The sequence below is a fragment of the Vibrio gelatinilyticus genome (assembly GCF_022836845.1).
Taxonomy (GTDB): Bacteria; Pseudomonadota; Gammaproteobacteria; order Enterobacterales; family Vibrionaceae; genus Vibrio; species Vibrio gelatinilyticus.
In genome coordinates this window covers 14,469-28,492 of the sequence record NZ_JAJNNZ010000009.1, presented here as the reverse complement: position 1 = coordinate 28,492, position 14,024 = coordinate 14,469, and the positions used below count along the sequence as shown (strand labels likewise).

At 44.3% G+C, this 14,024-nt stretch carries 9 protein-coding genes; 5 read left to right on the top strand and 4 right to left on the bottom strand.

The genetic code is table 11. The annotated features are described in order from the left end of the window. Positions 1-12: 12 nt before the first annotated feature. From putA to pdxH, 3 genes are all read right to left on the bottom strand, one after another. Entirely contained in the window at positions 13-3,138 is a 3,126-nt protein-coding gene (gene putA / locus LNL84_RS12250) for a bifunctional proline dehydrogenase/L-glutamate gamma-semialdehyde dehydrogenase PutA (protein WP_244357765.1), read from the bottom strand. 311 nt (positions 3,139-3,449) lie between these two features. Then, complete coding sequence (locus LNL84_RS12245; RefSeq protein WP_244357763.1) at positions 3,450-4,232, bottom strand: helix-turn-helix domain-containing protein; 783 nt, start codon at positions 4,230-4,232, stop codon at positions 3,450-3,452. 150 nt (positions 4,233-4,382) lie between these two features. Continuing rightward, the gene (gene pdxH / locus LNL84_RS12240; protein WP_244357761.1) at positions 4,383-5,021 is read right to left on the bottom strand and encodes a pyridoxamine 5'-phosphate oxidase; all 639 of its coding nucleotides are present in this window, start codon (positions 5,019-5,021) and stop codon (positions 4,383-4,385) included. 398 nt (positions 5,022-5,419) lie between these two features. Here pdxH and LNL84_RS12235 point away from each other — a divergent pair, with 398 nt between their 5' ends. From LNL84_RS12235 to LNL84_RS12215, 5 genes are all read left to right on the top strand, one after another. Beyond that, a complete protein-coding gene (locus tag LNL84_RS12235) occupies positions 5,420-6,811 on the top strand; it encodes an HlyD family type I secretion periplasmic adaptor subunit (RefSeq protein ID WP_244357759.1) in 1,392 nt (463 codons plus the stop codon). Between the two features lie 67 nt (positions 6,812-6,878). Next, complete coding sequence (locus LNL84_RS12230) at positions 6,879-7,517, top strand: transglutaminase-like cysteine peptidase (RefSeq protein WP_244357946.1); 639 nt, start codon at positions 6,879-6,881, stop codon at positions 7,515-7,517. A 5-nt stretch (positions 7,518-7,522) separates the two neighbouring features. Beyond that, a complete protein-coding gene (locus tag LNL84_RS12225; protein WP_244357758.1) occupies positions 7,523-9,433 on the top strand; it encodes a bifunctional diguanylate cyclase/phosphodiesterase in 1,911 nt (636 codons plus the stop codon). A 15-nt stretch (positions 9,434-9,448) separates the two neighbouring features. Next, the gene (locus LNL84_RS12220; protein ID WP_244357756.1) at positions 9,449-11,563 is read left to right on the top strand and encodes a type I secretion system permease/ATPase; all 2,115 of its coding nucleotides are present in this window, start codon (positions 9,449-9,451) and stop codon (positions 11,561-11,563) included. A gap of 156 nt (positions 11,564-11,719) precedes the next feature. After that, positions 11,720-12,007, top strand: coding sequence for a hypothetical protein (locus LNL84_RS12215; protein WP_244357754.1), 288 nt, complete (start codon positions 11,720-11,722; stop codon positions 12,005-12,007). Positions 12,008-12,124: 117 nt separating this feature from the next. Here LNL84_RS12215 and LNL84_RS12210 read toward each other — a convergent pair whose 3' ends face one another. Beyond that, positions 12,125-13,798 carry a DUF342 domain-containing protein gene (locus tag LNL84_RS12210; protein WP_244357752.1) on the bottom strand — a complete coding sequence of 558 codons (1,674 nt, stop codon included), beginning with the start codon at positions 13,796-13,798 and terminating at the stop codon, positions 12,125-12,127. Positions 13,799-14,024 lie beyond the last annotated feature (226 nt).

Here is a 14,024-nt window from a genome sequence, read left to right as displayed (position 1 = left end):
GTCATTTTCTCCTTATGCAGTTTGGTGTGAGACGTTAGTAAAACGATACAGGTAATGTGGGCCACCGGCTTTTGGTCCGGTGCCCGATAGGCCCTGCCCACCAAATGGCTGCACTCCAACCACAGCACCAACTTGGTCTCGGTTGATGTAGCAGTTGCCAACGCGTACATGTTTTTCGATCCAACGGTAAGTCGATTCGTTACGACTATGGATGCCTAAAGTAAGACCAAATCCTGTAGCGTTAATGCTCTCGACCACATTTGGTAATTCTGACGCTTTAAATCTCACAATGTGCAAGATAGGCCCGAATTGCTCCTCTTTGAGTACGGAGATGTCGTTAATTTCAAACGCGCAAGGGGCGACAAAATCACCATTGTCACACTCGCTATCGAGAGTCAACTTAGCAACAGGTTTGCCATTGGATTGCATGGCTTCAATATGAGCCAGTAGTTTCTGCTTAGCCGTAGAGTCGATGACTGGACCAACATCCGTATCATGAAGGTAAGGTAATCCAACCTTTAATTCATCCATTGCCCCTTGAATCAATGCAATGACGCGCTCTGCAATATCCTCTTGGATATACAACACGCGAAGCGCAGAACAGCGTTGTCCGGCCGAGGCAAAGGCTGAGCGAACAACATCGCGAACCACTTGCTCAGGCAGTGCAGTACTGTCCACTATCATCGCGTTTTGCCCGCCAGTCTCTGCAATGAAAGGAACTGGAGCGACCTTGCGCTGCGCTAGAGTGCGGTTGATTCTTTGCGCTGTGACGGTCGAACCGGTAAACGCGACACCGGCAATTCGTTCATCCGATGTAAGAGCATGACCAATATCGGCACCGCGACCTAGAATAAGCTGAATGGCAGAATCAGGGATACCGGCCTCAAGCATCAGCTCCACCGCTTTTACAGCGATCAGTGACGTTTGCTCAGCGGGTTTTGCGACCACAGTGTTACCAGCGACCAGTGCTGCGCTCACTTGTCCTAAGAAAATGGCCAGAGGGAAGTTCCATGGGCTGATACATACAAAGACACCACGCCCCTCACGAGTCATTGTTTTAGCCTGTCCATCAAAGCCAAGTACCGATTGCTTTGCAAAGATATGAGGTTGTTTTGCATAGTAACGACAGAAATCAACGGCCTCACGGACTTCATCAATACTGTCATGTATGGTCTTGCCCGCCTCTTGGTGGCATAACGCAACCAATTCATGGATGTTTTCCTCAAGAAGATCCGCAAGCTTCAATAAGCAAAGACCACGATCTTGATAAGAGACTTTAGACCATTGCTGGAATCCTTGATCAGCGATCCGGATTGCATCGGAAACATGATCAAGGTTTGCCATTGTGATCTGACCAACCACACGTTGGCGATCATAAGGTGCTGTTACGTTCTCTACACTCTCTCCATCCTTGATCATGCTTTCGTATAGCGACTGACCATTGATGATTGGCCCACCTTGCCATTGCTTGTTCATGAAGCTCGAAACCTTATGCTCAAAGGGCTTGGCTTCGTTTTCGATGTCAATATTGATCCCTATAGAGTTCTTGCGATCACTGAATATATCTTGTGGCTGCGCTATCTGGTCGTTATATAATGTCGCATTGGCCAGAAGGGTGTCAGCTGGGTGGTGTGTCAAGCTTTCTACTGGGCAACGAGCATCCACAAGACGATGAACAAAGCTACTGTTGGCACCGTTTTCCAGTAGTCGTCGAACTAAATAAGGAAGAAGATCTTTATGGCTTCCGACCGGGGCATAGATACGAACGGGTTGTCCATAAGTATCCATCACATGATTATAAAGGGAGTCCCCCATGCCATGTAAGCGCTGGAACTCAAAGTCTCCGTGCTGGGCCATGCACGCGATGGCTGTGACCGTATGGGCATTGTGACTAGCAAACTGCGGATAGATATTGCCTCTTACATTATCGCTAAGCAGGAAGCGAGCACACGCCAGGTAGGCCACATCGGTCGCTTCTTTGCGTGTATACACTGGGTAGCCTAGATAGCCCGCTTGCTGTGACCACTTGAGCTCACTGTCCCAATAGGCACCTTTTACCAGTCGCAACGGGATGAGATCACCTTGCTGCTTGGCAAGCCCATTGATCCAAACCAAAACTGGCAACGCACGCTTGGAATAGGCTTGGATAACAAGGCCGAATTTACCCCAACCCTTCACAACATGGCTACGATAGAGCTTCTCGAATAGCTTTAATGAAAGCTCAAGTCTGTCAGCTTCTTCCGCATCGATAGTGATGGCAACATCCAGTTCACGAGCACGCGTTAATAACTCAGTTAGCGTGTTATACAGTTCGGTTAGCACGCGCTGTTCATTCGGCACTTCATAACGTGGATGCAACGCAGAAAGCTTGATCGATACAGATGGCGCCGGACTGCCTTCGTTTGCATAGTTGCTGCTACCCACAGCCTCAATCGCCATCAAGTAGTCTTTAAAGTATTTATTTGCGTCGGCTTTTGTTAGAGCGGCTTCACCCAACATATCGTAAGAGTAGGTAAACCCCTTGTCGCGCATTTTGCGACCATTTTTCTGCGCCTCAGCAATACTGCGACCCAATACAAATTGGTGCCCCATGATCTTCATGGCTTGATACATGGCTTTACGAATCACTGGCTCAGAAAATTTATTCACCAGTCGATTAATGGCATTTGAAGGGCTTTCTGGTTCTGATTCGCCAAGGCCAACCACTTTGCCTGTCAACATAAGTCCCCATGTTGATGCATTGACAAATACAGAATCTGAGTTTTTCAGGTGTGACTTCCAATCCGCAACCACCAATTTGTCACGAATAAGAGCATCGGCAGTGGCTGAATCAGGGATACGCATCAAGGCTTCAGCCAAACACATCAGCAAAATGCCTTCTTGTGTATCTAAGCTGTACTCTAAAAGCAGAGCGTCAATCATCTGGATAGATGTTTTATCAGCGCGAATCGCTTCAATTAGGGTTGTGGTCTTTTGCGGAATATCGCGGGCTTCTTGGGCCGTAGGCGCAGCCAATGGCAGAAGTTGTTGTAACCATTGTGATTCATCCACCATATACAGTGGTGAGATCAGTGACCAGAGTTGCTCAAGCGGTTGCTCAACAAACTCCTTGTTCAACACGTCTGTTGCTGTAAACATGCGTTTTCCTCTCTCTGTCTCTACTAAAACAACAAGTAGAGCTTCTACAATGGCACGCAGTGTATTTTGAGTTGTTATTGAATACTTGTCAAAACCTCCGAGTTTTTTGCTGTTTTCTATGCTTATTAACAAAACAAACACAAGCTCACAGCGATAATATTAAAATCACCTGTGGCTTTATGTAACCAAATTAACATAATGTTTCAATAGATATTCCAATTTAATAGGTTTACAGCATAAGACGGGTTTGCGGTACAAGGCTGACTCATACCGTAGAAATCGAAGAGAGAAAAAGAGTGTGCGTTGTTACACTAGCGAAAGCGACGCTTATACTGAGATGGAGAAATTCCTTGCAGGCGTGCGAATGCGTGAGAGAAAGTACTTTGTCCAGAAAAGCCGGTAAGCTCGGCGACCTGACCAAGGCTTAGACGGCCTTGCTCAATCAACGTTTTTGCTGCATCGATGCGTTTACCTAACACATATTGATGAGGCGTGATACCAAGTTGCTCCTTAAACAGAGCGTAAAACTGGCTCTCTCCGAGAAAGACACTTCCAGCTAATTGGGAGACGGTAATACCGCGTGAAAGGTGTTGATCGATATAGCGATCGATTTGTGCCAGATCAAAACGTGATTCTCGATGATTACCCTTAAAAGACAGAATATGCCTTTGCAATAAAGCAACAACCGTATCATTACAGGCGCGACTAAGTAGTAGATCATCAGGGTTTGCCGTCATTTCTTGCACCAGCATACGGATCAACTTTTGAATCTGACTGTCCAGCTGAAAGTAGATATCCCCCTGAGATAGTTCATTAATTCGATTAAGAACTAAGGGATCGTTGTCATTCGGGATCGGTAAATTCAGAACTAAGATATCTGGCTCGTCAACGGTACCACCGAAAGCATGATCAAGACCAGCGGTCACGACACAACCTTGTCCGGGGCCGACGAGATTGCCAACACCGCCAACCTCAAACTCCGCCTGTCCTTTTAGCCCGACCACCACTTGACTATACTGGTGGTCATGAGAAGACATATAAGCAGGAAGCTGCACAATTTGGGCTGGTAGTGGATCCTTCGAATGTTCAGACATACCCACCTCAGTTAAATCTATTTGATCAAGAAGCCATTCCCAACGGATCACCTCTTGATCAACCTTCCGGAACAATGATCAAGAACACAAAACTTACGGCCTTTGTCACTTGAATTTATCGAGGCTTTCTTAGGCCCACATCAACACAATCTATGGCGCTAGGCGTTCAACGTCCCAATGACCTTCCCCAGCATCAGTAAACAAGAATCGGTCATGAAGTCGGTGTTCACCACCTTGCCAAAATTCAATTGATTCAGGTCGAATTCGGTAGCCACCCCAGAATGTTGGGATAGGAATTTCACCTTTTGCAAATTTCTGCTTGAGCTCTAAATACTTGCCTTCTAACACACCACGAGTCGACAGGCGGCTGCTCTGCTTGCTGGCCCATGCAGCTAATTGGCTCTCTTTCGGTCTAGAGGTGAAATATTTCATGTTCTCTACCGCAGAAAGCTTTTCTGCAACACCAGTGATGTGCACCTGACGCTCTAGAGTGTGCCATGGAAAGTGAATACTTACTTTGTTGTGATTTTCAATGTGCTGTGCTTTACGGCTACCTAAATTGGTGTAGAACACAAAACCGTTTTTATCGACATTTTTAAGTAATACGATACGCTGGAAAGGTTGCCCATTTTCATCGACGGTCGCTATCGTCATTGCCGTCGGATCCTCTAGGTTTGCGGCAACAGCTTGTTCTAGCCACAAATTAAATTGCTCGATAGGATCCGCCTTAAGGTCTTTTCGTCTAAGACCGCCCTTAATGTACTCTCGACGAATATCAGCAATTTTCATGTTACGCTCCTCATTTTTTCCTCGATTTTGCTCTTATACGAAAAAGAAAACAAGTAACAGCTATTATTTGCTGTAAATACTTGAGTGTGTTTGTCGTTTGATTCATCGATGTAGCGCTTTGGTTCTCAAAAATGGCTCATATTCTATGAATACCGCATCAATATTTACCTTGTAACTGCTACAATTTTAATCATTAACAATGTTCACAAAGACATAAAGCATTTGATGTGAGAGTGACGGTGCCAGGAAAAGAAGATGTGATCTACGTTTGATTTACTTAGTCATACAAAAGCTCAATTCATTCCTACGCTCAATATTTTTGATTAACCGGATTACATTTTGTTAAAGGAAGTAATAAAATCTAACAATTATGACTTTTCCATCCCAAAGGAACTTGAATGGGAAAAAATGAATATAATAAGCTGTCCGATACCGAGCTTGAATATGTTGACGACAAAACCGCCGCCCTCCTTTTAGGCACACCAACCAGCGCCAAAATAATGCTGTGGGTTGTGCTTTTGTTTTTCATTGCTGCTGTTTTTTGGGCCAAATGGGCAGAGATAGATAAAGTGACGGTGGGCCAAGGCAAAGTCATTCCATCCTCTCAAGTGCAAGTTATCCAAAATCTTGAAGGCGGGCTAGTCAAAAAAATCATGGTTAGAGAAGGTGATTTGGTCGAAGAGGGTCAACAATTGATCTTAATTGACGACACACGCTTTCGCTCCGACTTTCGGGAACGGGAACAACAAGTGATCAACCTAACCGCAAGTGTCCTGCAGTTGTCGGCATCACTAACCAGTGTTGTGATCCAGAAAAATTTTGATAACTCAAACTGGCAACAGTCCGTTTCTCTAGATTTCAATAAGTTGGTTTTCCCTCCGGTTTTTGAACAAGAACAACCAAAGCTTGTCCGGCGTCACCGAGCGGAGTACCAGCAAGATCTGAATAATCTGAACAACCAACTTTCTGTTATAACTCAGCAAGTTAGGCAGAAGCAACAGGATTTGATCGAACTACAGGCCCGTGCCCGAAATCTTCGAGAAGGTTATAATCTGGCACGCAATGAGTTAGAAATAACCGCACCACTAGCCGACGAAGGTGTCGTCCCGAAAGTCGAATTATTGAAACTAAGGCGGCAGGTCAACGACACCCGAAGAGAACTCACCTCTACAGAGCTAAAGATCCCGACTTTAAGGTCTGCGGTTCGAGAAGCAATGCTAAGCCGCATCGATGCCGCTCAACAATTTCGTTCTGAGCAACAAGAGAAACTCAACCAAGCACAAGACAAATTATCTTCTATGACTGAGTCTGCCGTCGGACTGGAGGATCGTGTGAATAGAACAGTCGTGGTATCTCCGGTTAATGGCACGGTGAAAACGCTCAATATCAATACTGTTGGAGGCGTTATCCAGCCAGGTATGGATATCATCGAAATCGTTCCCAATGAAGACACTTTATTGGTCGAGGCGAAAATTGCTCCTAAAGATATTGCATTTCTGCGCCCAGGGTTGCATGCCATCGTTAAGTTTAGCGCTTACGATTTCACCAAGTACGGTGGACTAGATGGCACGTTAGAACATATTAGTGCGGATACAACTCAAGACGAAGAAGGCAACAGCTTCTACATTGTTAGGATCAGAACCGAAGTAACCAATTTTGGAAGGGGCAAAGAGTTACCGATCATTCCCGGTATGACAGCGTCAGTGGATATTATTACCGGGAAACGAACGGTACTGGATTATTTATTGAAACCGATACTCAGTGCTCAAACCAATGCCTTAAGAGAGTAGTGACCAAATTGTGATCAAGGATGTAACGCAGCTTAGTCGAAAAACCCTCACCGTTATCATAACCAGCATGATGTTATTCGCTGGTGGGCATAGTGAAGCATTGAATCGGCAAGAACAACAATGGGTTGACGCCGTTTCCCAAAAGTATGGACCTCGAGCTGGACTACGAACAGAAACCTGGCGCCACTTGATATCCGAGTTGCAAGGTCAACCCGAGCAAGTTCAACTCGAGCAAGTTAATCAGTTTTTTAATCAGCTGTACTTTGTTGATGATATCGATTTGTGGGGTAGAAAGGACTATTGGGCAACACCACTTGAATTTCTTGGTAGCAATGCCGGCGATTGTGAAGATTTCACGATTGCAAAGTACTTCTCGCTGCTAGAGCTTGGTGTCTCAGATAAGAAATTGCGATTAGTCTACGTCAAGGCCATAGAACTGAATCAATTTCATATGGTACTTGCTTATTATGAAACACCAAGATCAGAACCGATCATTTTAGATAACTTAATCGGAGAGATTAAGCTTGCATCAAAACGTAATGATTTACTGCCGATCTACAGCTTTAACGGTCGAAACCTATGGGTAATGAAAACCACTCAAGGCAAACTGGCAGGCAAGTCGTCACGACTTAAATTATGGAACGATTTGCGCGATAGAAAGCGCTCATTGGAATTAAGGAAACCAAAGGTTAGTTACGACGAGTAAATATTATGACTCTATACAAACAGTTAGTGGTTGGCATGATTGCAGTCTTTGTACTGCTTTTGACGTCAGTGTTCGTTATTGAATTTAGCACAACAAGGAATAACCTTGAAATTCAACAACGCTCAGAAGTAAATAACACCATCAATACGGTGGGCTTGGCTTTGGCACCCTATTTAAAGGCACATGACACCGTTGCCGTTGAATCGGTCATCAACGCCTTATTCGATGGCAGCTCATACTCATCGGTAAAATTGGTTTTTCTAGAAACCAATGAAGAGATTGTCCGGACCTACCCTATTCAACCAAACGATGTTCCATCATGGTTCACAAACTTAAATTTGTTTCAAAAGATCCACGATAGCCGTGTGGTGACAAGCGGTTGGTTGCAATTGGCCGAGGTGGAAATTGTGAGCCATCCTGGTGAAGCCTATTCGCAATTATGGAAAGCTTTCGAACGGCTGAGCTTTGCTTTTAGTCTCATTTTCATCTTTGGTTTGTTAGCGATTACTTTCATGTTAAAACGCGCTTTGAGGCCGTTACGGGCGATCGTTAGTAAGATGGAACAAGTGGCTAATAAACAATTTGGTGAGCCTCTATCTCGACCAAAAACTCAAGATTTGATTGCGGTTGTTGATGGCATCAATAGCATGTCAGCTCAAGTTGAGGCCTCGTTTAAACAGCAAGCGAAAGAGGCACAAAAGCTGCGCGAGCGAGCCTATATGGATCCGGTATCTCACTTAGGTAACCGTGCGTTTTTCATGGGTCAGCTCAACCAGTGGTTGTCGGAATCGTCACGTGGTGGCGTAGCCATACTTCAAGCTCAGTTTATTAAACAAATCTACAAAGCGGATGGTTATGAAGCTGGGGATGGTTTGATAAAAGAGCTTGCAGATCTATTGTCGACGACGATTAACATCCCCAACGCCATCATTGCACGTATCTCGACCGATGAATTTGGTTTCATTTTCCCTAATATCGATGATGACGAACTTAAAAATGTCGCGAGCAATGTAATAAGTTGTGTTCAAGATCTAAACTCAGATCCTACTGGTTTGTCAAAAGCAAAAGCCTCCCTTGGTATTGTATTTAACGAACAACGCAAAAATTCCACACAAATGTTGTCTATGCTTGATAATTCCTTAACCAAAGCGAAGGCTGATCCAGAACTAGAATTTGGTTATCTGTCTAGCGAAAATTCAGGCGTTATTTTAGGTAAGCAGGAATGGCGTAGTCTTGTTGAAGAAGCCATCAGTAATGATTGGGTGGCGTTCCGCTTCCAATCTGCTAACAGCAGTTGGGGCGAAACCTATCACAAAGAAGTATTCTCTGCGATTGAAAATGACGGCGAACGTTATGCCGCTAACCAGTATCTTCTCGCATTAGAACAACTCAATGCCAGCCACATCTTTGATGAGTATGTAATCATATCCATTATCGACAAAATTGAAGCAGGCGAACTTACCGACCCAGTTGCCATAAATATCGCACCTAGCAGTATTGGACAGCCGAGCTTCATCCGTTGGATCAGTCAAGTGTTGGCCAAGCACAAGGGCATAACCAACAAACTTCATTTTGAAATACCAGAAAGTTGCTTCGTCAGTAACCCTCACCATACTGCGCTATTTTGTAATGCATTAAGAAACGAAGGTGCCAAATTCGGGGTAGATAATTACGGTCGCAACTTCCATTCCCTTGAGTATATTAATGAATTCAGACCTGATTATGTCAAGCTTGATTATCTCTACACCCATCAACTTGATGACGAGAAACAAAAGTTCACATTGACGTCTATCTGCCGCACAGCGCATAACTTAGGAATAAAAACCATTGCTTCGCGAGTCGAAACTCAAACGCAATTAGACTTTTTGTCTGAGCACTTTATTGAAGTCTTCCAAGGCTTTATCGTTGACAAATAACCGGGCGCACAACGAATGCAAGATCCATTACTGAATTCGCTTATCTACATCAGCCGTTATTATGGCCTAGCCAACTCACCAGATGCTCTGGTGACTGGACTTCCCCTGTCCGAAGGAAAACTGACACCTTTTCTTTTTCCTCGCTCTGCCGAGCGTGCTGGTTTAGTCGCCAAAGAAAATCGTGCTTCGCTCGCCAGTATTCCAGCAATTACTTTACCCGTCGTGTTGCTTTTAAGAAATGGCGACGCTTGTGTGCTGAACAGCATAAGCCCAGATACACAAGAGGCCGAGGTTATCACCCTTGAATCAGGAATGGTGCCCATCGCAATACCACTTGACGAATTAGAAAGCCAATATATTGGCCGCTATTTCCTAGTAAAGAAACAGTTTCGTTATGATGAACGTTCACCCGAGGTTTTGAAAACACGCGATGGTCATTGGTTTTGGGGCACAATTTGGGAATCAAAAAACATCTACCGTGACGTTTTGGTCGCTTCTATTCTAATAAACGTTTTCGCTGTCGCAGCCCCAATGTTTACGCGGCTAGTCTATGATAAAGTCGTTCCTAACCTCGCCTTCGAAACCCTTTGGGTGCTTGCCGTCGGTATTTTCATCGTTTTTCTCTTTGACTTGTTGCTCAAATTATTGCGAAGCTACTTTATCGATGTCGCGGGTAAAAAGTCAGACATTCTCATTTCCTCAAAATTATTTAGCAAAGTAATGGGAATAAGAATGGAATCTCGCCCACCTTCGGTTGGCGCGTTTGCCAGACACCTGCAAGAATTTGAGTCCATCCGGGAGTTTTTCACGTCGGCAACTATCTCTTCATTGATAGACCTTCCCTTCGCTATCTTGTTTTTGGTCCTTATCTGGCTGATGGCTGGTAACCTCGTCATCATACCGATAGTCGGCGTAATTATTTTGGTCATCTATTCATTGCTCATTCAGGGGCCTCTAAGAAGAACGATCGAAGAGGGTTCTCGTCTCGCCTCGCAAAAATACGCGAATCTCATTGAGAGTCTGGCAGGCTTAGAAACCGTGAAAATATTTGGTGCTCAAAGTCAGTACCAGTATCGCTGGGAAGAAGCCGTAGCTCATATGGCTAACTGGAATATCAAGAGTCGCAGGATCACTGATGGTATCCAAAACACCGCCGGATTTGTTCAACAAGCCTCCAATATTGGGATGATTATTCTTGGCGTTTATCTTATCGCAGAGGGCGAACTTACTATGGGGGGGCTTATCGCTGCGACCATGTTAAGTGGCCGTGCCATTGGTCCTTTAGTTCAGCTATCTTTACTTTCGACACGCTACAATCAAGCAAAGTCTTCGATGACTATCATCGAACAAGTGATGGAGATGCCCGACGAACAAGAAGTTGGTAAGCGCTACATTCATCGACCTATAATCCATGGGAAAATTGAGCTGGACCGTGTTACCTTCAATTATCCTGATTCACCTATTGCTTCAATTAGGGACCTGACACTTACCATAAATCCTGGAGAAAAAGTTGCCATCATTGGCCGCATAGGTTCTGGAAAAACGACACTAGAGCGCCTTATTATGGGCCTGTATAAGCCCATAGAGGGTCATGTGCGCATCGATGATACTGACATAGAACAACTTCACCATGTCGATGTCAGGCGCAATATAGGCTGCGTACCGCAAGATTGCGCTCTCTTCTATGGTACGATACGCGACAATATTACATTAGGGCGTCCTTTAGTTGACGACCGTGATGTCATGGATGCGGCTAATAGAGCAGGTGTCACTGTCTTTACTCAGCAAGATCCAGCGGGCCTTGAGCGACAAGTTGGAGAAGGTGGGTTATTGCTTTCTGGAGGACAGAGACAAGCTGTCGCGGTAGCTCGCGCGTTTCTTGCAAGGCCGCCAATTCTTATCATGGATGAGCCTACCAGTTCGATGGACAACCGCTCAGAAATGCACATAAAGAATCAACTCAAACAGTTGCGTAGCTCTGAAACTTTGCTTTTGATTACACACAAAACGTCCATGCTAGATGTTGTCGATCGAGTCATCGTCATGGAAAAAGGATCTATTATTGCCGATGGTCCGAAAGAAAAAGTTCTCAATGACTTGAAACAAGGTAAAGTTCGAGCTACCGGTTAATAAAAATGGGGCTATTAGCCCCATTTCTTTATTACCTATATGAACAATCAACCCGCCCTTCATCACTGTCTTACATCACGAACTGTGCTTTTTATCTCGCCTTTCTATAGAAGGTGTTAAGATGTTCTCCATGCATTCTAAATCATAGGGTTATTCGTGTTGTTACGTTCATTTTCCGTCATACTGATCTCTTTACTTTTTAGTGGTTGTTCGTCTTATCAAATGAATCAGATAGGTTTACGCTCGTCTTCTATCAATAGCTACCCTAACCACATGTCAGACGTTGAGCTCTGTGAGGCATCAAATGGTTATCGACCCACAAATCAAACTCATATTGCATTACAAGGTGAACGTTGGCGTCGCAAGCTTTCTCCAGAACAGTGTGAAGAAGTGGTCAAAGAACTCTACTTGTCCGTAGCAATGCGTCATATATTCGACAAGTAATCTAATACTAAGAGTGCTCCTTAATTGGTATCAGGCGCATCAAACTCAATATCGAAAACTCTGCTAATTGACCAATGTCGTTGGTACCTATCTTCAAAATAAAGAATCAGCTTAGAATTAAACGATTACATCGTCTTCTTTCAATTTAGGAATAAAGTCGATACCCGTTTGGTTATAGGCAAAAACGGATGGCCCGTGGGTATTTTTTGTTGTCACTTTGTCTTCATTAAACTCAATCGTCACCCGGGTGTGCGTTTGGAACGTAGACTCAACAGTGTTGACCTGCAATTGAGTTTGTATTGCACATTCAAGCCGATCAATTTGAGACTGCAACTGATCAAGCTCTTTCTTGTTCGTACTGTCTAAAGCATCCAACTCTTGTTGCTCTTCCGCTGTTCTCTTCGACTTAGGTATTTTCTTAAGTTCAATTTCTCTACGGACGAGTTTCATCTTGCGGTCCTGTAATAATGCGTAATGCTCTTGCTTCTCGTCGAGTTCCGTTCGAATCGATACATATTTAGTAAACGCAGTAATGTACGTAGCGGTATCGCCCTCGACTCCAAGTTGAGTACAAAGAACTTTACCACCGACATGTGCAAGGCCCCCACTTAGCACGCCTTGCTTATTGTTAATGCCCTGGACAACCAAATTACCGTTACATTCTAGTATGTTGTTCATACTATAAACAACAAAGTTAATGTCACCTCTAGCCGATATGTCGGCGAATTGTGCATAGTTAGCAGTTACATTACCACCGGAAATGATCTGACAGGATTTCTCCTCTCCTTCCGTAACATTGTGACCAATAATTCCTTTGCCCACGGTAATATCGCCACTGGCTTGTAAAAACGCAGACTCAACAAAACCACCTACGGTAATTGCCCCCGTCGCACGTACTTCCATTTTAGGGTCGACATTACCGCTAATAATAACGCTTCCCTTAAACTTAATATGACCCGTAGAAATATCGACTTGACTTAAGCAGAGCGCATCTTCAACTTCTATGGTTCTTGGTTTAATAATCGGCATTCCAGCTTGGGTAGAGATTAGAACATTGACGTTTTTCGTACTTATCCGTGTTCCTTTTCCAACCATCAAAGGTTCGTTTTGTATTGGCTTCGGTGGAATATCATCGCCACAAACGCTATACCCTGGGATACCCGGTTTAGCTGGAATACGCTTCATCACCGCTTCATTGACGCCTACCGTAATGAGCTCACCAAGGTCACGCATATCAACCTTATCTGTGCCCGCTTTTTTTTGTGGTTTCAGAACACGTTTATTGATGTCATCGATCAGGGGAATAAAACGTGCGTTGCTCCCCTCTATTGGTCTTTTTCCTTGAGCAACGGGTTGATTAAATGTCTCCCCACCTCGCAATTCCTGACTAACCATTAACACTTTTTTCAGCGCCAACTTGTTAATACCTTTAGTAACACTGGCTTCTTTCAAGCATTCAACAAGATCTTTCCCTTGAAGTGGTGTGCCGCCGTAGGCACCGGTGACGATCATACTTGCTAGCATATTGTTTTCACCGAGGACCACTTCAACCTGGGCATTTTTTTGATAAGCGATGTCGATACCTTGAAAGGCAGGAGAAGTGCCATTTTTTGAAGATTCAACAAATAGACGAACGGCTTCGGAATCGACATAGAGATGTTCGAGCGATAATTCAAGCAGGTGCGTATGCAGAAGGTTAGGCTCTAGAAGCAACCCCTCTTCATACCGTTCGTTCAATTTGGCGGTGACACGATCTCGACTTTCCGAAACCTGTATGACATTCTTCCACATAATCTTTCTCACACTTCCTTGCAGGTCAAATCGCACTCTGTTTAAAACAGTGTATCTCTGTCACAAAGCTGAGACTATTGAACTTCGGCAAATATCCGTCTTCTATCACTATTTTTTGGGCAAAGTTCTGAGCTGAGTCTCAATCGAATACGAACTAACCTATTAATTTAATTTAATTTAATTAACGAATTAGTTGGCCGCCTTCGGATGTATGATATTTTACAGT

Bases quoted from the DNA above. Each gene is read 5' to 3' on its own strand.
- LNL84_RS12225 (WP_244357758.1), top strand. From the start codon at position 7,523: ATGACTCTATACAAACAGTTAGTGGTTGGCATGATTGCAGTCTTTGTA.
- putA (WP_244357765.1), bottom strand. From the start codon at position 3,138: ATGTTTACAGCAACAGACGTGTTGAACAAGGAGTTTGTTGAGCAACCG.
- LNL84_RS12245 (WP_244357763.1), bottom strand. From the start codon at position 4,232: ATGTCTGAACATTCGAAGGATCCACTACCAGCCCAAATTGTGCAGCTT.
- LNL84_RS12210 (WP_244357752.1), bottom strand. From the start codon at position 13,798: ATGTGGAAGAATGTCATACAGGTTTCGGAAAGTCGAGATCGTGTCACC.
- pdxH (WP_244357761.1), bottom strand. From the start codon at position 5,021: ATGAAAATTGCTGATATTCGTCGAGAGTACATTAAGGGCGGTCTTAGA.
- LNL84_RS12220 (WP_244357756.1), top strand. From the start codon at position 9,449: ATGCAAGATCCATTACTGAATTCGCTTATCTACATCAGCCGTTATTAT.
- LNL84_RS12230 (WP_244357946.1), top strand. From the start codon at position 6,879: ATGATGTTATTCGCTGGTGGGCATAGTGAAGCATTGAATCGGCAAGAA.
- LNL84_RS12235 (WP_244357759.1), top strand. From the start codon at position 5,420: ATGGGAAAAAATGAATATAATAAGCTGTCCGATACCGAGCTTGAATAT.